We start from the raw sequence: 17,697 nt of genomic DNA, 5'->3' as shown, positions 1-17,697 counted from the left end.
CCCGGGGTCGATCGACGGGCCGGAGCACGCGCTCCGAGCCTCCGCGCCGCCGCGCGCATCTCCCGTACCCCCATCAGACCTCCGCCCCCCGTCGGTCGATCGCCGCGGAGCGACTACAGGCCCACCCCCGCGGCCCGTTGCGGAACCGGACGACCACCTACCGCGTCTCCGGTCCATATCGGCACCGCGAGGTTCCGGATGCGGAAATCCCCGTATTAGCATGGACATGACCAGCTGATTCTGGCCATGTCCAGTTATCAACTATCCAGGGGATACATGTCGTTCGACGCGGAATGGGCCCAGCACAAGGCCGCCGTCCTCGCACAGCAGTCACCCGCCATGCGCCTCGACCACGCGCCCGCGGACGGCAGTGTGCCGGGGAGCCCCGCCGGCAGTCTGGAGGCCGGCGCCGCCTCCATCAACGGCAACGCCAACCTGCTGATCGAGATCGCCGCCCTCCTCCACGAGGGCCGGCCCGACGGAGACGCGAGCACGATGGCCCGCGCACCGCGCGCCCACGCCGACGTCTCCACGCAGGTCCTGCGCTTCGCCCGGTTCGCCGACGACCAGTTCAAGGACACGATCGGCCTGCTCGCCGCCCTGGCCACCCGCCTGAAGACGGCCGGCACCGGCTTCGCCCAGGTCGACGACGACACCGCCCGGTCCTTCCTCGCGGGCCTCCTCGAATCGGGTCGGTACGTGAAGCCGGAGGCCAAATGAGCGGGCTCAGCCACCGCAAGGACGTCGAGTTCCTGGAGGAGTGCAACCCGGCCCTGGTGGAGCGCAACGCCGCCGAGTTCAAGCGCCTGCGCGAGCTGCTCGTACAGGTCGAGGAGCCCGCCCGGCGTGCCGAGACCGGTACCCGATGGCAGAGCGACGGGAGCCACACCTACACCTCGCGCCTGTCCGAGGCGCGGCAACTCGTGCAGCACATCGCCGAGGGGTACGACAAGGCCGCGAGCGCCCTGCACGCGTACGCGGCGGCCCTGACGACCGCCAAGTCCCACTACGCGAACGGCAAGGGCTCCGAGCGGAAGCTCGCCTCCCTGATCGCCACGAAGGGCACCGCGGTCACGCGCACGGCTCAGGAGGCGGAGCCGATGCGCCAGTGGGAGGACATGCGGGCGACGACCGGCTTCCTCGACGGTCTCGCCGAGCTCACCATGGACGTGGACGACATCCGCGACGAGGCCGACCGCCTCCACGACGACGCGGGCGGCAACTTCCGGCTGGCGAAGACCGTCGAGCAGGAGGCGCGCAGCGTGTGCGTCCACGCGCTGAAGCAGGCGTACGAGCTGCTGCCCGAGTTCCGGCTGAAGGGCGGCGGGGGCGGGGTCGACCTCTACGCGGCCATGGCCGACATCCGCCGCGAGGCGGCCGAGGCCCGCGCCGACCCGCTCACCCATCTGCCGGGCAGCGGACCGAAGAAGGACATGACCGGCCCGGTGGGGCCGGACACCCCGGTCTCCCCGCAGCTCCGCGACATCCGGATGCGGGTCGCCGGGCTGCCGGACGCCGCCGACAACTACTGGGTCCCCCTGGTCACGGACGGCATGCACGCGGACTGGATCTCCCAGAACAAGGAGGTCCTGCGGGCGGCGGCCAAGAACGCGGGTCTGCCGGAGGAGCTGGTCGCGGGCGTGGCCTGGCAGGAGATCGGCGGCTACCAGCCAGGACTGCTGGACGACGTGACGGGCACGATCCGCGAACAGGCCGCGGCCCCCTGGGGCCTGAGCCCGGTCACCCCCGAGAACCTTCCGTGGCGACTGGGCGGCAAGCTGGACGAGACCTCGTACGGGCCGATCGCCATCCAGCTCCGGCGCGGCGCCGAAGTGCTCGGCTACGATCCGGCGAACCTCACCGACCACCAGCGGACCCTGGTGGAAGAGGCGCTCCAGGACCCCAAGCAGAATGCGTTCATAGCGGCCGGCTTCCTGGCCCAGATCAAGGCGGAGAGCGGTCTCGCCGACGTCCCGGCCGACCGGATGACGGAGGCCCAGATGCGGGAGATCGCCGCCCGCTACAACGGGGGTCCTTACTGGGACCTCCCCAAGGCCCAGGGCTACGGTGACCGCTTCGTCGGGAACCTCGGCCAAGCGAAGGACGCAATGCGATGACGTACCCCCGCGAGAGCGTCGACCTGCCCGAGGACCAGGGCTGCCTGCGGTGGGTGTTGGGTGTTCCGCTCGGGATCATCCACCTGCTGAACGCGGCGGCCGTGTTCGGGGCCCTGTTCGCCGGACCCCAGGGCGAGTGGGACGACCAGGGCTACGAGAACGTCGGCGCGCTGTGCATGGTCTCCGTGTCCCTGAGCGTGCTGGGCCTGCTGATCACCGCCGCCCCGAGCGTGCGCCGGGCCATGGGTCCGTGGTGGTTCGCCCCGCCCCTCCTGCTGGGACTGATCGCGTTCGTCCGCGGCGCGACGCTCGGTTGAGGCGCGGATGAGGCTCCCCCGCGAGAACATCGACCTGCCCGAGGACCGCGGCTGCCTGCAGTGGGTCCTCGGGATACCGCTGGCCCTCTCCTACATCCCGGCGCTGTTCACCTGCTGGACGGCCCTGTCGATGCGGCCGGACCCCGACGACGAGGTGCTGCGCGGGGACGTCCGCTTCCTGGCCGGCTGCTGCCTGGTGCTGTGCCTCGTAGGACTGCTGATCACCATCACCCCGCTGTTCCGGCGGACCATGGGCCGGTGGTGGTTCGCCCTGCCGTTCCTGCTGGCGACGGTCGCCTACGTCCGCGCGCAGACGGTCTGACGCCGCAGCCCCCGCCCGGTCGGGGGCGGGGGCTGCGGCGAACGATGTGCGGGGCGGGGCGGGTCAGGCCGCGACCACGACCTGCTCGGCGGCCGGGGCGGGCTCGTCCAGCGGGGAGGCCGAGGCGGAGGCGTAGGCCTCCTTGTCCAGGATCCCCTCGCGGGCCGAGACGATGACCGGGACCAGGGCCTGGCCGGCCACGTTGGTGGCGGTGCGCATCATGTCCAGGATCGGGTCGATCGCCAGCAGCAGGCCGACGCCCGCGAGCGGCAGGCCCAGCGTGGACAGGGTCAGCGTCAGCATGACGGTGGCTCCCGTCAGACCGGCCGTGGCGGCCGAGCCGATGACCGAGACGAAGACGATGAGCAGGTACTCCTTGATGCCGAGCTGCACGTCGAAGATCTGCGCGATGAAGATGGCGGCGAGGGCCGGGTAGATCGCGGCGCAGCCGTCCATCTTGGTGGTGGCGCCGAACGGGACGGCGAAGGAGGCGTACTCCTTCGGGACGCCGAGGCGTTCGGTGACCTTCTGGGTGACCGGCATGGTGCCGACCGAGGAGCGGGAGACGAAGGCCAGCTGGATGGCGGGCCAGGCACCCTTGAAGAACTGCAGCGGGCTGACCTTGGCGACCGTCGCGAGCAGCAGCGGGTAGACGCCGAACATCACGAGGGCGCAGCCGATGTAGACGTCGGCGGTGAAGGTCGCGTACTTGCCGATCAGGTCCCAGCCGTACGTGGCGATCGCGGTGCCGATGAGGCCGATGGTGCCGATCGGGGCGAGGCGGATGACCCACCACAGGGCCTTCTGCAGCAGCTCCAGGGCGGACTCGGCGAGGTCGAGGACCGGCTTGGCCTTGGCGCCCAGTTGGAGGGCGGCGATACCGGCGACGACGGCCAGGAAGACGATCTGAAGGACCTTCAGCTCGGTGAACGGCGTGACGATGTCCGTCGGCACGATCCCGGTGAGGAAGTCGATCCAGGAGCCGGTCCGCTTCGGGTCCTTGCCGTCGGCCGCGGTGAGGCCGGTGCCGGAACCGGGGTCGGTCAGCAGGCCGATGGCGATGCCGATGCCGACCGCGATCAGCGAGGTGATCATGAACCAGAGGAGGGTGCGGGAGGCGAGGCGCGCCGCGTTGTTCACCTTCCGCAGGTTGGTGATCGACACCAGGATCGCGAAGAAGACGAGCGGGGCGATGGCCAGCTTCAGCAGCTGGATGAAGATGTCGCCGGTCTTCTCCAGGGTGGTGCCGAGCCAGCTGATGTCCTGGCTGCGGGCTATCCAACCGAAGAGGACACCGAGGGCGAGACCGGTGACGATCTGGGCCCAGAAGGGGAACTTGAACGAGGCCTTGGCAGGGGCCTGGGGGGTCGCGGACACGGACACTCTCCGGAGGTGGCGCACGAAGACAGGGGGGAAGTACTGCGGTGGTGAAACGGTGCGGCAGCAGCCAGAAGGGCCGGCCGGGACGGCTGCTGTATCGATTCAGCTCAACAGCAACAGGCCGCGGACGCGCGGCGGCAGAGGTCGACGTGCAGGCGCATCACGAGCGGAACGCTCGTGATCATGGGGTGCGCAACTGTGGTCAACATGTTGAACACGCTAACACTTCCCCTTTGAGAATCTCAAAGGGGCGCTTTGAGACAACGGCGCACGAGGCCCTCTTGCGCAGGCCCGGAAAACACGAACGCCCCAGCGTTACGGGCGGTATACCCGGTACTGGGGCGGTTCGATGTGTGATGAAGCCAACTGTGGCGTTACGAGGTCACGCGCGCCGCGTCGTCCGCCCGGTCCTCCTGGCTGCGGTTCGCGGCGAGCTTTTCCTTCGCACCCGCGACGCGCCCGGAGATCTGCGTGGACATCTCGTCGCGCTGCTTGCGCAGCAGGACGAAGGAGAGGGGGGCGGAGATCACGATGGCGAGCAGGACGACCCAGGCGGCGTTGGCGTCCCCGAGCCCTGCGGGCACCCAGCCGAGCCGGACGAAGCCCGCGACGGCGACGAGGCATCCGACGAAGATGCCCAGGCGCATCGCGGTGTAGCGGATCGTTGCGCTCGGCTTGAGGGACACGGTGACCCCTTCTCTCTCGTCGTGGTCTGCGGCTGGTGCCCGTCCAGTGAAGCACGCCGGGGACCCATCACCGCCCTCCGGGGTGCGGCGGCGGGCGCCGGCGCACGTCAGTGCAGCGGCAGCAGCATCGTGATGTCGTCGCGGTCGTCGCCGGGGGCCACGCGGATGGCTCCGGGGACGCGGCCGACCTCCTTGTAGCCGCAGGAGGCGTAGAAGTGCTCCAGGCCGAGACCGCCGCGGCAGGCGAGGCGGATGGCGTCGACGCCGTCGAGCGTGCGCGCGGCATCGGCGACGGCGTCCATCAGCGCGCGGCCGTCGCCCCGGCCCTGGAGGTCGGGGTGGACCATGACCGTGTAGACCCAGATCCAGTGCCGCTGCAGCCGGTGCGTGTTGAACGCGAGGAACGCCGCCGCCCCGATCCGGCCGTCCCGGTCGCGTCCCACGACCAGGCGGCGCCGGCCCTCGATCAGCGCGACGAGGTGCTTGATCAGCTCGGGCCGGACGTCATCGCGGGTGACGGGCGGTACGAAGCCGATGGCTCCGCCGGCGTTGGAGGCATCCGTCCACAGATCGACGAGGCCCTCACGCAGGGCGGGATCGACGACCGGATCGAAGGTGAAAGTAAGGGTCACAGATGAAGAGTAGTCATTACTGGAAGGCGGGGCAACGGACACGGGGCACTCCGCACCCCAGCCGTACGGCCCGCCGCGACGCGGAACGCCGGAAGCCCCGGTCCACGGGGGACCGGGGCTTCCGGCGGCTCGAACCGGGATCGACGCGTCAGACGCGCATCGCCTGCGGGGTCTCGCGCAGGCCCGCGTCCGGACCGGGGTACTCGCGGATGATCTCGTAGCGCGTGTTGCGCTCGACCGGGCGGAAGCCCGCTTCCCGGATCAGCTCCAGCAGATCGTCACGACCCAGCTTGTTCGGGGTGCCGTAGTTGTCCGCGTCGTGCGTGATCTTGTACTCGACGACCGAGCCGTCCATGTCGTCCGCGCCGTGCTGCAGCGCGAGCTGGGCGGTCTGCACACCGTGCATCACCCAGAAGACCTTGACGTGCGGCACGTTGTCGAAGAGCAGTCGCGAGACGGCGAAGGTCTTCAGCGCCTCGGCGCCGGTCGCCATCGTCGTACGCGCCTGGAGCTTGTTGCGCACCTTGCCGTCCTGCATGTCCACGAAGTCGTGCTGGTAGCGCAGCGGGATGAAGACCTGGAAACCGCCGGTCTCGTCCTGGAGCTCGCGCAGCCGCAGCACGTGGTCCACGCGGTGGCGCGGCTCCTCGATGTGCCCGTACAGCATGGTCGAGGGGGTCTTGAGACCCTTCTCGTGCGCGAGCCGGTGGATGCGCGACCAGTCCTCCCAGTGGGTGCGGTGGTCGACGATGTGCTGGCGGACCTCCCAGTCGAAGATCTCCGCGCCGCCACCGGTGAGCGACTCCAGGCCGGCCTCGATCAGTTCGTCGAGGATGTCGGAGGCCGACATCCCCGAGATCGTCTCGAAGTGGTGGATCTCGGTCGCCGTGAACGCCTTCAGCGAGACGTTCGGCAGCGCCTTCTTCAGCTCGGAGAGCGAGCGCGGGTAGTAGCGCCACGGCAGGTTCGGGTGCAGACCGTTGACGATGTGCAGCTCGGTGAGGTTGTCGTTCTCCATGGCCTTGGCCAGGCGCACGGCCTCCTCGATGCGCATCGTGTACGCGTCCTTCTCGCCCGGCTTGCGCTGGAACGAGCAGTAGGCACACGAGGCGGTGCACACGTTCGTCATGTTGAGGTGCCGGTTGACGTTGAAGTGGACGACGTCACCGTTCTTGCGCATGCGCACCTCGTGGGCGAGGCCACCGAGCCAGGCCAGGTCGTCCGACTCGTAGAGGGCGATGCCGTCCTCACGGGTCAGCCGCTCGCCGGAGCGGACCTTCTCCTCCAGCTCACGCTTCAGCCCAGCGTCCATGTACCGGTCGCCTCCTCTAGATGCCTCTGTCTGCCTGTCCTGCAAACCCTGCCCAACCGTACTCTCAGGCTTCCTCGGGCAGCTCCCCGACCCGGTTCTCCCACTTCGTGGAGAGCACGATGGTGGTGCGGGTGCGCGAGACGCCCTTGGTGCCGGAGAGCCTGCGGATGATCTTCTCCAGGCCGTCCACGTCGTTGGCGCGCACCTTGAGCATGAAGGAGTCGTCGCCGGCGATGAACCAGCAGTCCTCGATCTCGTTGAGGTCGCGCAGCCGCCGGGCCACGTCCTCGTGGTCGGCGGCGTCGGACATCGAGAGTCCGATCAGCGCCGTGACGCCGAGGCCGAGGGAACGCGAGTCCACCGTCGCGCGGTAGCCGGTGATGACCCCGGCCGTCTCGAGCCGGTTGATGCGGTCGGTGACGCTGGGGCCGGAGAGGCCCACGAGACGGCCCAGCTCCGCGTACGAGGCACGACCGTTTTCCCGGAGTGCCTGGATGAGCTGCCTGTCCACCGTGTCCATTACGTGGAGCCTTCCATTATTCGGCGATCCTGCAAGTCTAGGTATAGAATCTAAGGCACACAGGGTCAACACCCTGTGAAATCTTTCAGCTGATCAATGACGATCTTCAGGAGTGGTTCACCGTGTTCACGATCGAGATGGCCTACGCACACATGCGGGAGCTCCAGGAGCTGGCCAACCGATCCCGTGCCCACCAGCCCGCCGCGGCCCACCGCGTCGACAAGGCCCGCAAGCCGCTCGGCCGTAAGAAGAAGGCCTAGTCACCGGCGCTTGCCTCCCGGGGAGTACGGGAGCTTCCGAGCTCCCCCTCCCAACGGCGGTACAGCTGGTGCGGCACCCCTGCCGCGTCCAGCACCCGCCCGGCGACGAAGTCCACCAGATCCTGGATGTGCGTCGCCCCCGTGTAGAACGCCGGAGAGGCGGGCAGCACGATCGCGCCCGCCTCGTCCAGCGCCACCAGATGCCGCAGCGTCTGACCGTTCAGCGGGGTCTCCCGCACCGCGACCACCAGCCGGCGCCGCTCCTTGAGCGTCACGCTCGCCACGCGCTGGAGCAGGTCCTTCGACAGTCCGAGCGCCACCCCCGCCACACAGGCCGTGGACGCGGGGACGATGAGCATCCCCTTGACCGGGTACGAGCCCGAACTCGGGCCCGCCGCCAGGTCCCCCGCACCCCAGTACCGGACGTCGTCCAGCTCAGGGCGCGCGAAGGTCTCGGGCTTCCCGTCGGCCCCGCGCCCCAGCCACTGCGCCAGGTCCTCGCGCCAGTGCGCGTCACGGAAGGCGATCCCGGTCTCGTCCAGCAGGGTGAGGCGCGAGGCGCGGCTCACCACCAGGTCGACACTCTCCCCCGCGGCCAGCAGCCCGCGGAGCACCGCCGCCGCGTACGGCGTCCCGGATGCCCCGGAAACCCCGACCACCCACGGGGTGCGCTTGCGCTCAGTCATACCTCCGAGACTATCCGGCCACCGACGATGGGCACTCAGTAAGGTGTCGGGACGTTCCTGTGACGGGACGCGGTGAGGGGGAGAAGATGAGCACGACGGTGGATGCGGGCTGGACACAGCTCGACCGGGCCAAGGCGGCCGGGAAGCTGATGGTCGGCTGGGTGGCCCTGTTGTGGCTGATCGAGCTGGTGGACCTGGTCACCGGACACGCCCTGGACGGGTACGGGATCATCGCCCGTGAGCCGGACGGGCTCAGGGGGATACCGCTCGCGCCCTTCCTCCACTTCGGCTTCGACCATCTGGCGTCCAACAGCGTCCCGCTGCTGGTCCTCGGCTTCGTCGCCGCCCTCAGCGGCATCCGCCGCTTCCTCGCCGTCTGCGTCGCGGTGACCGTGGTGGACGGGCTCGGCGTCTGGCTGGTCTCCCCGTCGTACAGCATCACGGCGGGCGCCTCGGGCCTGATCTTCGGCCTCTTCGGCTACCTGCTGGTCCGCGGCTTCGTGGAACGGCGGCCGCTGGGCGTGGTGGTGGCGGTGGTGATCGCCGCCGTCTGGGGCGGCACGATCTTCCTCGGCATCCTGCCGACGGACTCGGGCGTCAGCTGGCAGGGCCACCTCTTCGGCCTCCTGGCGGGCGCCGCGGCGGCCTTCGCCTTCCCGCGCCGCGCGCCGGACGCCGCCTAGCCGCCCGGCCGCCCGGCCGCCTAGAGGGCCAGGCCCCGTACGGCCAGGTCGGCCAGGGCGCACACGAACAGGGCGATCCCGATGAAGCCGTTGACCGTGAAGAAGGCCCGGTTCAGACGGGACAGGTCGTGCGGCTTCACGATCGTGTGCTCGTAGAGGAAGGCGGCGACGACGATCGCCAGGCCGATCCAGAACAGCACGCCCGCGTCCGTGGCCAGCGCGTACCAGGCCAGCAGGACCGTGGTCACGACGTGCGCGCCGCGGGCGCCCCAGAGGGCGGCCGGGACGCCGAAGCGGGCCGGGACGGACTTGACGCCCTCCGCGCGGTCGGCGGCCACGTCCTGGCAGCCGAAGATCAGGTCGAAGCCGCCGATCCACACGCCCACCGCCAGGCCCAGGATCACCGCGTCCCAGGACCACTCGCCGGTGACCGCGAGCCAGGCCCCGACCGGGCCCATGGCCTGGGCCAGGCCCAGGATGGCGTGCGGGAAGTTCGTGAACCGCTTGCCGTACGGGTAGACCACCATCGGGATCACGGCGACCGGCGCGAGCGCCAGGCACAGCGGGTTCAGCAGTGCCGCCGAGCCGAGGAAGACCAGGAGCGCGATCCCGGCGCCGGTCCAGGCCGCGCGGACCGAGACCGCGCCGGTGACCAGCTCACGGCCGGCCGTGCGCGGGTTACGGGCGTCGATCTCGCGGTCGATGATGCGGTTGGCGGCCATCGCGAAGGTCCGCAGTCCCACCATGCAGATGGTGACGAGCAGCAGGACGCCCCAGTGGACGCTCCGGTCGAGCTGGAACATCGCGGTGAACGCCGCGATGTAGGCGAAGGGCAGCGCGAAGACCGAGTGCTCGATCAGCACGAGTCTCAGAAAGGCCTTGACCTTCCCGACCTGCGGCGCGGCGGGCCCGGGACCGATGACCCCTTCGGCTGCCGATGTCATGCGACGCTCCGGTGGAACTCGACGACGTGCTCGCGGACCTCCGCGACCGCCAGCGTGCCGAGCTCCACGTCGAGCGGTCCGGTCGGCGACCCCGGCTCCTCGGAGTCGGCCGGCGGTACGACCCGGGCGCTCAGGGAGACGCGGTCGTCACCGGCGCGGGTGACGGAGAGGACGATGATGCCGTCGGCCAGTTCGAGTTCTGCGTCGCCCGCGCCGGCCAGCGCGTACAGCAGCTCGTCCGCGAAGACCGCGGCCTCGTCGTCGGTGAGCTCGGGCAGCTCGAAGGTCCGCCCCTCGCCGTCCGTACGGTCGGCCATGACCTGCCAGACGCCGGACTCCCCGGCGAACTCCTCGGGGGTGACCCCGGCCTGCTCGGCCGCGAGGCGCAGCCCCGGGTCGTTCACGTCGAGTTCGGGGCGTACCAGTGCCACGCAGGGCGTGTCGTCGCCCAGGAACAGGGCGGGGCCGCCCGCAGCGATCGGGCTCACAGTCCGTACTCCTTCCAGCGGCGGTCCACGAGGGCGGCGGTGGCCGGGTCGGACTCGACCATGTCGGGCCAGCCGCCGTCGCGGGTGTAGCCCTCCTCGGGCAGTTTCTTGGTGGCGTCGATACCGGCCTTGCCGCCCCAGAACTGCTGGTACGAGGCGTGGTCCAGGTGGTCCACCGGTCCTTCGACGACGGTGAGGTCGCGGGAGTAGTCGGTGTTGCCCAGCGCCCGCCAGGAGACCTCGTGCAGGTCGTGGACGTCGCAGTCCTTGTCGACCACGATGATCAGCTTGGTCAGCGACATCATGTGCGCGCCCCAGATGGCGTGCATGACCTTCTGCGCGTGCTTCGGGTACTTCTTGTCGATCGAGACGATCGCGCAGTTGTGGAAGCCGCCCGATTCCGGGAGGTGGTAGTCCACGATGTCCGGCACGATGATCTTGAGCAGGGGCAGGAAGAACCGCTCCGTCGCGCGGCCGAGCGGGCCGTCCTCGGTCGGCGGGCGGCCGACGACGATCGACTGGATGAGCGGACGCCTGCGCATCGTCACGCAGTCGATCTTCAGGGCCGGGAAGGGCTCCTGCGGGGTGTAGAAGCCGGTGTGGTCACCGAAGGGACCCTCCGGGAGCATCTCCCCGGGCTCCAGCCAGCCCTCGATCACGACCTCCGCGTTGGCCGGGACCTGGAGCGGGACCGTCTTGCAGTCGACCATCTCGATCCGCTTGCCCGCGACGAAGCCGGCGAAGAGGTACTCGTCGATGTCGCCCGGCAGCGGCGCGGTGGACGCGTACGTCACGGCGGGCGGGCAACCGAAGGCGATCGCGACCGGCAGCCGTTCGCCCTTCGCCGCGGCGACGGCGTAGTGGTTGCGGCTGTCCTTGTGGATCTGCCAGTGCATGCCGATGGTGCGCTTGTCGTGGCGCTGGAGCCGGTAGAGGCCGAGGTTGCGCACGCCGGTCTCGGGGTGCTTGGTGTGGGTCAGGCCGAGGTTGAAGAAGGACCCGCCGTCCTTGGGCCAGGTGAAGAGGGCCGGGAGCTGGTCGAGGTCGACGTCGTCGCCGGTGAGGACGACCTCCTGGACGGGCGCGGAATCGCCCTTCACCTTCTTCGGCGGCACGTGAACCATCGAGCCGAGCTTGCCGAAGGCCTCGCGGACCCCGATGAAGCCCTGCGGGAGTTCCGGCTTCAGCAGGCCGCCGATCTTCTCGCTGATCTCGCCGTACGACTTGAGGCCGAGGGCCTTCAGGAGGCGGCGGTCGGTGCCGAAGACGTTCATGGCCAGCGGCATCGCCGAGCCCTTGACGTTCTCGAAGAGGAGCGCCGGGCCCCCCGCCTTGTTCACTCTGTCGACGATCTCCCCGACCTCCAGGTACGGGTCGACTTCGGCCTTGATGCGCTTGAGGTCGCCCTCCCGCTCCAGGGCCCGGAGCAGCGAGCGGAGATCGTCGTAAGCCATAGGGGTCAGTATCCGTCACCAACTACCCTGGAGGCGTCACCGGGGCCCTGACGCGGGCCCCCCGTCACTGACTGGGAGTCGGTCCCACACCGTGCTGCGCTATCTGCCGTTCCTGCTGATCCTCGCGCTGACCATCTACGCCTTCATCGATTGCCTGAACACGCCGGAGGCGGAGGTCAAGCACCTCCCCAAGGTGGTCTGGGTGATCATCATCCTGCTCTTCTCCATCGTGGGGCCGGTCGTGTGGCTGTTCGCGGGCAAGGACCGGGTGGCCTCGGGCGGCGGTGGCCGGGCGCGCCGGACGCAGTGGGTGGCGCCCGACGACAACCCGGAGTTCCTGAAGTCGCTGCGCGACGAGCAGGAGAAGAAGGACAAGGACAAGGACAAGGACAAGGACTAGGCCGGACCGGGATCCAGGTCCCCTACCGGGCCCAGGGCAGTACGCGGGTGCCCTCCTCCCCGGGGACCGTGACCACGCCGTCCGCGCGCATCACGACGTAGGCCTCGAAGGTCTCGGCGGAGTGGATGCGGCGCAGCACGTCCGCGGGCAGGACGAGGGTGCGGCCGGCGGTGACCTTCTCGGTGCGGCCGTCGCAGGTGACCTCCAGGGTGCCGGCGGTCAGGGTCCACACCTGCTCGCGGCTGACGGAGTGTTCGGGGCCGGTGCTGCCGGCGGGCATGACCACCTGCCAGCTGCTGAGCTCGGCGCTGCCGCGGCTGGGGGCGGCGAAGCCGGTCATGGTGGCGTTGGGGGTGGCGGTGACGTTCTCGGGGGCAGGGCTGATCACGTGCAAGGCAGGACCTCGTCTTCCGATGACATGCGAGTAAAGCTCCTTTACTTCGAGTGAGTAAAGCAGCTTGACCCAGCTGTGTCACCATATTTGTGTGAAGAGAGACGAGAACGAGGGCGTCGAGCTGCTGTTCCTGCTCGGCCTGGGCTTCCAGGCGCTGCTGGGGGAGTTCACCCGGCGCGTCGCCGAGGCCGGATACCCGGACCTGCGGCCGGTGCACGGCATGGCCTTCCAGGCCCTCCAAGGCGCCGGCGCCACCGCCACCGAGCTCGCCGAGCGGCTCGGGGTGACCAAACAGGCCGCCGGGCAGATCGTCGACGACCTGGAGAAGCGCGGCTACGTCCGCCGCGAGCCGCATCCCGAGGGCGGCCGCCGCAAGCTGGTCGTGCTCACCGCCGCGGCCCGCGACCACCTCGCCGTCGCGGGCCGGATCCTGCACGAGCTGGAGGCCGAACTGGGCCGCGGCACCGATCTCACCGCCCTGCGCGCGGGGCTCGGGGAGGTCGTGCGCACCTTCCACGGGGAGGGGCCGCTGCCGCCGCTGCGCCCGGTGTGGTGAGAGGGACGGGAAGGGCCTACGCCCGGGCGAGGGAGGCGTAGGCCTCGCGCAGCGTCGACCGGCGGGCGTCCGTCCAGGCGGGCCAGTCCGCCGGTCGGCCGGCCAGGGCGGAGTCCAGCAGCTCGAAGTGCTCGTGCCAGCCGGCCAGGCAGTCCAGGCGCTCCTCCTCCGGACCGCGCCGCTCGTTCACGAACCGGATCACGGTCGAATCGGTGCCGACGGGCTCCAGGTGGAAGCGGATCCGCCCGTGTTCGGTGACCGTGTACTCCGCGACCCGCTCCACGTCCCAGGCGGTGACCCGCCCGGTCGCCACGGTCCCGGTGTTCAGCCAACGCAGCGTGATCGCCCCGCCGAGCCGGCGCTCCAGGACGTCCGCCGCGGCCAGCCAGCCGCGCAGCCCGTCCGGCGTGGTCAGGGCGGGCCACAGGGCGGCGTAGGCGTGCGGCAGGTGCAGCTCGAAGCGGAGCAGCCAGTGGTCCTCGCCCCGCTGCTCGCTGGTGGCATGGCTCACGAGAGTCATGCCACCAGCGTCCCACTCCCGCCGGTCAGACGCCCGCGTACGAGTGCTTGCCGCTGAGCAGGATGTTCACGCCGTAGTAGTTCCAGATCCAGCAGGCGAAGGCGAAGAGCGCGAGGTACGCGGCCTTGCGGCCCTTCCAGCCGGCGGTGGCACGGGCGTGCAGGTAGCAGGCGTAGGCCACCCAGGTGACGAAGGACCAGACCTCCTTGGGGTCCCAGCCCCAGTAGCGGCCCCAGGCGTCGCCGGCCCAGATCGCGCCCGCGATGATCGTGAAGGTCCACAGCGGGAAGACGGCCGCGTTGATGCGGTACGAGAACTTGTCGAGGGAGGCCGCGGAGGGCAGCCGCTCCAGGACCGAGCTGCGGAACCTGCCCGGCGTGCGGCCGGCCTCCAGCTGGCTCTCGTAGGAGTCGCGGAAGAGGTAGAGGACCGCGCCCGCCGCGCCGATGTAGAAGACGGCGCCGCAGAAGATCGCGGTGGAGACGTGGATCCACAGCCAGTACGAGTGCAGGGCCGGGACCAGCTGGTCGCTGTCGGTGTAGAGCCAGGTGACGGCGATACCGAGGTCCAGCAGCACGGTGGTGACCAGGATCAGGCCGAGCCAGCGGACGTTCTTCTTCAGGGCGAGCAGCACCAGGTACGCGCCGACGGCCACCGTGGAGAAGGTGATCGAGAACTCGTACATGTTGCCCCAGGGGGCCCGCTGCACCGACAGGGCGCGGGCGACCACCCCGGCCGCCTCGACGAGGAAGGCGAGCGCGGTCAGCGAGATCGCGATCCGCCCGTACAGGTCGCCCTGCACGGTGCCGCCGGCGGCGCCGGGGCCGTCCGGGACGTCGCGGGCGCCGGTCGCGGAGCGGGTGGTGACCTTGGGCTGGTCGAGGACGGCGGTGGCCCCGCCCTTGCCGCGGACCTGCACGGCGGGGGCGGACGCGGTCGCTCCGGCCGCCGCGGCCTCCTTGGCGCCGGTCAGCGCGGCGGCCGTCCGGCCCACCTTGCTGCGGCTGCCGAAGGTCCACTCGGCGATGTGCGCGAAGAAGGCGAGCATGTAGACCGCCATCGACGAATAGATCAGGTAGTTGCTGATCTCAGCCAGGTTCTCGTTGGCTGCGGCTGCGAGCGGCGTCATCCGCGCTCTCCTTCAGGGGTTTCTTCAACAGGATCAGGCGCCGTGGGCGCCTGCTGGTGCAGCTGGGCGGCGAGCTCCGCCAGCTCCTGCGGGAGCTTGGTGGACTCGCTGCGGCCCAGGCCCGCCATCTCGACGACGGTCACGCCGTCCTTGCCGGTCACCGCGCGGACCCAGATCCGGCGGCGCTGGATGAACAGCGATCCGGCCAGGCCCGCGATGGCGGCGATCGCACCCGCGAGGGCGAGGCCGCTGCCGGGCTGGTGGGTGACGGAGAAGGTGGCCCACCGCTCGATGCCCTCGAACTTCACGGTGCCCGCCCCGTTCGGGAGGGTCATCGTGTCTCCGGGCGCCAGCTTCTGCTTGAACTGCTGGCCCGACTCGTCCTTGAAGGGCTCCATCTTGGTGGTGGTGAGCCGGTAGACGTTCTGCGGCAGACCCGAGTCCACGCCGAGGCTGCCGTGCCAGGCGTTGAGCATGAGCTGCGGGTTCAGGAGGGCGGGGAACTGCGAGAACATCGTGCCCATGCCCTCGCCGGCGAAGCTGGGCACGAAGACGGCGTTGAAGCCGAGCTGCTCCTTCTTGCCGTCCTTGTCCTTGTAACCGTCGGTGACCTTGACGGCTCCGGTGGAGGTGAGGTTGGCGTCCTGCGGGAGCACCGGCACGGCGTCCTTGAAGATCACCTTGCCGGTGGGGTCGGTCACCGAGACGATCGGCGCGTAGCCGTGGCCGAGCAGGTAGACCTTGGAGCCGTCCACCTCCAGGGGCTTGTTGACCTGGATCTCGCGCTTCTGCGGCGTGCCGTGGGCGCCGTCCGAGAAGGTGACGTACGCCTTGAAGTCGCGCGGGGTGCCCCGCTGCGGGCCGGTCATCTCGTACGTCGCGTCGAACCGGTCCAGCGTGAAGCTGAAGGGCGGCAGGTCGTCCGGGTCGAAGAGGGTGCCGGACTTGAAGTCGTCGTACTGGGTGAGCGTGTTCGAGAAGCCGGTGCCGCGCAGGACCAGCTTGCCGCCCTCGGACTTGAAGTACTGGCCCCAGGCGAAGGCCACCAGCATCACGATCAGCGCGACGTGGAAGATCAGGTTCCCGGCCTCGCGGAGGTAGCCCTTCTCCGCCGCCACGTGGTCCTCGCCGGCCTCGGTGCGGAAGCGGCTGCCGCGGAGCACCGTGCGCGCGTGCGCGAGGACCTCGTCCGGGGTCTTCCCGGTGCGCCAGGTGGTGTGGGCGGGCAGCCTGTCGAGGCGTCGCGGCGCGGCCGGCGGGCGGCCGCGAAGCTGGCCGACGAACTGCCAGGAGCGCGGCACGATGCAGCCGATGAGCGAGATGAACAGCAGCAGGTAGATCGCGGAGAACCACACCGAGCTGTAGACGTCGAAGAGCTGGAGCTTCTCGGCGACGCCGACCCAGGAGGAGTGCTCCCGCTTCCAGTCGACGACCTTCAGGGCGTCGACGTTGTTCTGCGGGACGAGGGAGCCGGGGATGGCGCCCAGGGACAGCAGGAAGAGCAGGATCAGCGCCACCCGCATGGAGGTGAGCTGCCGCCAGAACCAGCGGGCCCAGCCGATCACACCGATGCCGACGGCCGGCCCGGTGGGGCTGTCGTCCAGCGGGGCGGTGGAGAGCTGGGCACCGGCGGCGGCGTCGGCGGAGTCCGCCGCGGCGGACGCGGGCGAGGCCTCGTCGGGCGTCTCGGTGGTCGCTTTGTCTGTCGTACTCATGTGCCTTTAGTCCTCAGATCCCCACCGTGAAGCTTTGGGTCCAGCTCTGCATGTCGCTGACGATGCTGGCCCACATTCCTGTGACGAGCAGCAGACCGGTCAGGATCAGCATGCCTCCGCCGATGCGCATCACCCATGCATAGTGCTTCTTCACCCAGCCGAACGCACCGAGCGCCTTGCGGAAGGCGATCGCGGTGAGGATGAACGGCAGGCCGAGTCCGAGGCAGTAGGCGACGGTCAGCAGTGCGCCCCGACCGGCGCTGGCCTGGTCGAGGGAGAGCGTGGTGACGGCCGTGAAACCGGCGATGAACAGGAGCGCACCGGCCAGCATCCGCCCGCGCCGGGCCTCGGCCAGGTCGGCGCCGCTGACGCCGGTCACGTAGGACAGGTAGCCGGGGACCAGCGGGAGCACGCAGGGCGAGAAGAAGGAGACCAGGCCGGCGAGCAGCGAGACCGGGAGCGCCAGCATCAGCGCTCCGTTGAGGACCGTCGTGTTCACGCCGGTGGCCTCGGCGGCGAGGACGTACGCGACCACGTGGTCACTTCTCCGCGAGGATCGGCTCGATCATCGACCGCAGCTGCTCGTCGTTGATCGGGGCCAGGGTGCGGGCGGCGATCCTGCCGTCCTTGTCGAGGACGATCGTGGAGGGGATGGCGTTCGGGTTGAGCGTGCCCTTGGGGAAGCGGAGCATCAGCTTCCCGGCGGGGTCGTAGAGGCTCGGGTAGGTGATCCCGTAGTTCTCCTCGAAGGAGATCGCGCTCTGTTTGCTGTTGTCGCGCGTGTTGATCCCGACGAAGGCGACGTCCTTGCCGGCGTCGGCGTACTCCTTGGAGACCGTCGCGAAGTACTTGGCCTCGTTGCGGCACGGCGGGCACCAGGAGCCCCACACGTTGAGCACCACGACCTTGCCCTTGAGCGTGGTGGTGTCGAGGGTCTCGTCGCGGACGGTCTCGCCGTCGAGCTTGGGGGCCTCGGTGCGCTCCGCCCGGGACACGGTGGAGATGCCGCTCGCACCCGTGACGTAGTTGCCGCCCGACCCGCTGACCGGCTTACCGCCGTCCGAACCCCCGCACGCCGACAGCGTGAGGGCACCGGCCAGGGTCGCCACGGCCAGCAGGGTGGCACGGCCGCCGGTCGTGCGGCGGCTACTACGACGGAAACGCGCGCGGACAAGGCTCATG

The 17,697-nt window shown here is 69.9% G+C and carries 23 protein-coding genes; 8 read left to right on the top strand and 15 right to left on the bottom strand.

The window, feature by feature from the left end:
• Nucleotides 1-276 precede the first annotated feature (276 nt).
• The 4 genes from AB8A24_RS20760 to AB8A24_RS20745 are packed head-to-tail and all read left to right on the top strand — an operon-like array spanning nt 277 to nt 2,756.
• Entirely contained in the window at nt 277-720 is a 444-nt protein-coding gene (locus AB8A24_RS20760) for a hypothetical protein (RefSeq protein WP_328962140.1), read from the top strand.
• Entirely contained in the window at nt 717-2,117 is a 1,401-nt protein-coding gene (locus AB8A24_RS20755; protein ID WP_328962141.1) for a hypothetical protein, read from the top strand. The genes AB8A24_RS20760 and AB8A24_RS20755 overlap by 4 nt, the downstream gene beginning before the upstream one ends.
• Complete coding sequence (locus tag AB8A24_RS20750; protein WP_369477050.1) at nt 2,114-2,434, top strand: hypothetical protein; 321 nt, start codon at nt 2,114-2,116, stop codon at nt 2,432-2,434. Before AB8A24_RS20755 ends, AB8A24_RS20750 begins: the two co-directional genes overlap by 4 nt.
• 7 nt (nt 2,435-2,441) lie before the next feature.
• Nucleotides 2,442-2,756, top strand: a complete 315-nt coding sequence (locus tag AB8A24_RS20745; RefSeq protein ID WP_369477048.1) for a hypothetical protein — start codon at nt 2,442-2,444, stop codon at nt 2,754-2,756.
• 63 nt (nt 2,757-2,819) lie between these two features.
• Here the strand turns inward: AB8A24_RS20745 and AB8A24_RS20740 are convergent, their stop codons facing one another.
• The 5 genes from AB8A24_RS20740 to AB8A24_RS20720 all read right to left on the bottom strand — a co-directional run bounded on the left by AB8A24_RS20740 (nt 2,820) and on the right by AB8A24_RS20720 (nt 7,286).
• Entirely contained in the window at nt 2,820-4,139 is a 1,320-nt protein-coding gene (locus AB8A24_RS20740) for a dicarboxylate/amino acid:cation symporter (protein ID WP_033224143.1), read from the bottom strand.
• A gap of 371 nt (nt 4,140-4,510) precedes the next feature.
• The gene (locus AB8A24_RS20735; protein WP_328962144.1) at nt 4,511-4,822 is read right to left on the bottom strand and encodes a DUF4229 domain-containing protein; all 312 of its coding nucleotides are present in this window, start codon (nt 4,820-4,822) and stop codon (nt 4,511-4,513) included.
• Nucleotides 4,823-4,929: 107 nt separating this feature from the next.
• Nucleotides 4,930-5,454, bottom strand: coding sequence for an N-acetyltransferase family protein (locus tag AB8A24_RS20730; RefSeq protein ID WP_369477046.1), 525 nt, complete (start codon nt 5,452-5,454; stop codon nt 4,930-4,932).
• A 148-nt stretch (nt 5,455-5,602) separates the two neighbouring features.
• A complete protein-coding gene (gene mqnE / locus AB8A24_RS20725; RefSeq protein ID WP_328962146.1) occupies nt 5,603-6,766 on the bottom strand; it encodes an aminofutalosine synthase MqnE in 1,164 nt (387 codons plus the stop codon).
• A 64-nt stretch (nt 6,767-6,830) separates the two neighbouring features.
• Nucleotides 6,831-7,286 carry an Lrp/AsnC family transcriptional regulator gene (locus AB8A24_RS20720; protein WP_030710106.1) on the bottom strand — a complete coding sequence of 152 codons (456 nt, stop codon included), beginning with the start codon at nt 7,284-7,286 and terminating at the stop codon, nt 6,831-6,833.
• Nucleotides 7,287-7,408: 122 nt separating this feature from the next.
• Between AB8A24_RS20720 and AB8A24_RS20715 the strand changes: the two genes are divergently transcribed.
• Nucleotides 7,409-7,546, top strand: a complete 138-nt coding sequence (locus tag AB8A24_RS20715) for a hypothetical protein (protein ID WP_189733807.1) — start codon at nt 7,409-7,411, stop codon at nt 7,544-7,546.
• Here the strand turns inward: AB8A24_RS20715 and AB8A24_RS20710 are convergent.
• Nucleotides 7,543-8,232: a UbiX family flavin prenyltransferase gene (locus AB8A24_RS20710; RefSeq protein ID WP_266381748.1), complete on the bottom strand. Its 690-nt coding sequence runs from the start codon at nt 8,230-8,232 to the stop codon at nt 7,543-7,545. The genes AB8A24_RS20715 and AB8A24_RS20710 overlap by 4 nt on opposite strands.
• Before the next feature lie 86 nt (nt 8,233-8,318).
• Here AB8A24_RS20710 and AB8A24_RS20705 point away from each other — a divergent pair, with 86 nt between their 5' ends.
• A complete protein-coding gene (locus tag AB8A24_RS20705) occupies nt 8,319-8,915 on the top strand; it encodes a rhomboid family intramembrane serine protease (RefSeq protein ID WP_328962147.1) in 597 nt (198 codons plus the stop codon).
• 20 nt (nt 8,916-8,935) lie between these two features.
• Here the strand turns inward: AB8A24_RS20705 and mqnP are convergent, their stop codons facing one another.
• From mqnP to AB8A24_RS20690, 3 genes are read right to left on the bottom strand one after another with little or no spacing between them, the layout of a single operon-like run.
• Nucleotides 8,936-9,859, bottom strand: coding sequence for a menaquinone biosynthesis prenyltransferase MqnP (gene mqnP, locus AB8A24_RS20700; protein ID WP_328962148.1), 924 nt, complete (start codon nt 9,857-9,859; stop codon nt 8,936-8,938).
• Entirely contained in the window at nt 9,856-10,347 is a 492-nt protein-coding gene (locus tag AB8A24_RS20695) for a hypothetical protein (RefSeq protein ID WP_369477044.1), read from the bottom strand. Before AB8A24_RS20695 ends, mqnP begins: the two co-directional genes overlap by 4 nt.
• Entirely contained in the window at nt 10,344-11,801 is a 1,458-nt protein-coding gene (locus AB8A24_RS20690) for a menaquinone biosynthesis decarboxylase (protein ID WP_328962150.1), read from the bottom strand. The genes AB8A24_RS20695 and AB8A24_RS20690 overlap by 4 nt, the downstream gene beginning before the upstream one ends.
• 91 nt (nt 11,802-11,892) lie before the next feature.
• Here AB8A24_RS20690 and AB8A24_RS20685 point away from each other — a divergent pair, with 91 nt between their 5' ends.
• On the top strand, nt 11,893-12,201 hold the full coding sequence (locus AB8A24_RS20685) for a PLD nuclease N-terminal domain-containing protein (protein WP_328962151.1): 309 nt from the start codon (nt 11,893-11,895) through the stop codon (nt 12,199-12,201).
• A gap of 22 nt (nt 12,202-12,223) precedes the next feature.
• On the opposite strand, the gene AB8A24_RS20680 is transcribed toward AB8A24_RS20685, so the two are convergent.
• A complete protein-coding gene (locus tag AB8A24_RS20680) occupies nt 12,224-12,589 on the bottom strand; it encodes a cupin domain-containing protein (RefSeq protein WP_266381770.1) in 366 nt (121 codons plus the stop codon).
• A gap of 97 nt (nt 12,590-12,686) precedes the next feature.
• Here AB8A24_RS20680 and AB8A24_RS20675 point away from each other — a divergent pair, with 97 nt between their 5' ends.
• A complete protein-coding gene (locus AB8A24_RS20675; protein WP_266483123.1) occupies nt 12,687-13,151 on the top strand; it encodes a MarR family winged helix-turn-helix transcriptional regulator in 465 nt (154 codons plus the stop codon).
• Between the two features lie 16 nt (nt 13,152-13,167).
• Here the strand turns inward: AB8A24_RS20675 and AB8A24_RS20670 are convergent, their stop codons facing one another.
• From AB8A24_RS20670 to AB8A24_RS20650, 5 genes are all read right to left on the bottom strand, one after another.
• Nucleotides 13,168-13,671: an SRPBCC domain-containing protein gene (locus tag AB8A24_RS20670; protein ID WP_369477041.1), complete on the bottom strand. Its 504-nt coding sequence runs from the start codon at nt 13,669-13,671 to the stop codon at nt 13,168-13,170.
• Nucleotides 13,672-13,696: 25 nt separating this feature from the next.
• The gene (ccsB, locus tag AB8A24_RS20665; protein WP_328962154.1) at nt 13,697-14,800 is read right to left on the bottom strand and encodes a c-type cytochrome biogenesis protein CcsB; all 1,104 of its coding nucleotides are present in this window, start codon (nt 14,798-14,800) and stop codon (nt 13,697-13,699) included.
• Nucleotides 14,797-16,515: a cytochrome c biogenesis protein ResB gene (locus AB8A24_RS20660; protein ID WP_328962155.1), complete on the bottom strand. Its 1,719-nt coding sequence runs from the start codon at nt 16,513-16,515 to the stop codon at nt 14,797-14,799. The genes ccsB and AB8A24_RS20660 overlap by 4 nt, the downstream gene beginning before the upstream one ends.
• A gap of 13 nt (nt 16,516-16,528) precedes the next feature.
• On the bottom strand, nt 16,529-16,984 hold the full coding sequence (locus AB8A24_RS20655; RefSeq protein ID WP_369477090.1) for a cytochrome c biogenesis CcdA family protein: 456 nt from the start codon (nt 16,982-16,984) through the stop codon (nt 16,529-16,531).
• Between the two features lie 70 nt (nt 16,985-17,054).
• Nucleotides 17,055-17,696: a TlpA disulfide reductase family protein gene (locus AB8A24_RS20650; RefSeq protein WP_328962156.1), complete on the bottom strand. Its 642-nt coding sequence runs from the start codon at nt 17,694-17,696 to the stop codon at nt 17,055-17,057.
• Nucleotide 17,697: the final 1 nt, after the last annotated feature.

Source organism: Streptomyces sp. BF23-19, from assembly GCF_041106355.1.
GTDB classification, from domain to species: Bacteria; Actinomycetota; Actinomycetes; order Streptomycetales; family Streptomycetaceae; genus Streptomyces; species Streptomyces virginiae_A.
The sequence above is the reverse complement of the archived record's forward strand: the minus strand, read 5'-3'. Positions and strand labels throughout refer to the sequence as shown.

What these genes read in the sequence shown, in the direction of transcription:
- AB8A24_RS20760 (WP_328962140.1), top strand. Translation starts at nt 277, where the DNA reads ATGTCGTTCGACGCGGAATGGGCCCAGCACAAGGCCGCCGTCCTCGCA.
- AB8A24_RS20755 (WP_328962141.1), top strand. Translation starts at nt 717, where the DNA reads ATGAGCGGGCTCAGCCACCGCAAGGACGTCGAGTTCCTGGAGGAGTGC.
- AB8A24_RS20750 (WP_369477050.1), top strand. Translation starts at nt 2,114, where the DNA reads ATGACGTACCCCCGCGAGAGCGTCGACCTGCCCGAGGACCAGGGCTGC.
- AB8A24_RS20745 (WP_369477048.1), top strand. Translation starts at nt 2,442, where the DNA reads ATGAGGCTCCCCCGCGAGAACATCGACCTGCCCGAGGACCGCGGCTGC.
- mqnE (WP_328962146.1), bottom strand. Translation starts at nt 6,766, where the DNA reads ATGGACGCTGGGCTGAAGCGTGAGCTGGAGGAGAAGGTCCGCTCCGGC.
- AB8A24_RS20720 (WP_030710106.1), bottom strand. Translation starts at nt 7,286, where the DNA reads ATGGACACGGTGGACAGGCAGCTCATCCAGGCACTCCGGGAAAACGGT.
- AB8A24_RS20710 (WP_266381748.1), bottom strand. Translation starts at nt 8,232, where the DNA reads ATGACTGAGCGCAAGCGCACCCCGTGGGTGGTCGGGGTTTCCGGGGCA.
- AB8A24_RS20705 (WP_328962147.1), top strand. Translation starts at nt 8,319, where the DNA reads ATGAGCACGACGGTGGATGCGGGCTGGACACAGCTCGACCGGGCCAAG.
- mqnP (WP_328962148.1), bottom strand. Translation starts at nt 9,859, where the DNA reads ATGACATCGGCAGCCGAAGGGGTCATCGGTCCCGGGCCCGCCGCGCCG.
- AB8A24_RS20690 (WP_328962150.1), bottom strand. Translation starts at nt 11,801, where the DNA reads ATGGCTTACGACGATCTCCGCTCGCTGCTCCGGGCCCTGGAGCGGGAG.
- AB8A24_RS20670 (WP_369477041.1), bottom strand. Translation starts at nt 13,671, where the DNA reads ATGACTCTCGTGAGCCATGCCACCAGCGAGCAGCGGGGCGAGGACCAC.
- ccsB (WP_328962154.1), bottom strand. Translation starts at nt 14,800, where the DNA reads ATGACGCCGCTCGCAGCCGCAGCCAACGAGAACCTGGCTGAGATCAGC.
- AB8A24_RS20660 (WP_328962155.1), bottom strand. Translation starts at nt 16,515, where the DNA reads ATGAGTACGACAGACAAAGCGACCACCGAGACGCCCGACGAGGCCTCG.
- AB8A24_RS20655 (WP_369477090.1), bottom strand. Translation starts at nt 16,984, where the DNA reads ATGCTGGCGCTCCCGGTCTCGCTGCTCGCCGGCCTGGTCTCCTTCTTC.
- AB8A24_RS20650 (WP_328962156.1), bottom strand. Translation starts at nt 17,696, where the DNA reads ATGAGCCTTGTCCGCGCGCGTTTCCGTCGTAGTAGCCGCCGCACGACC.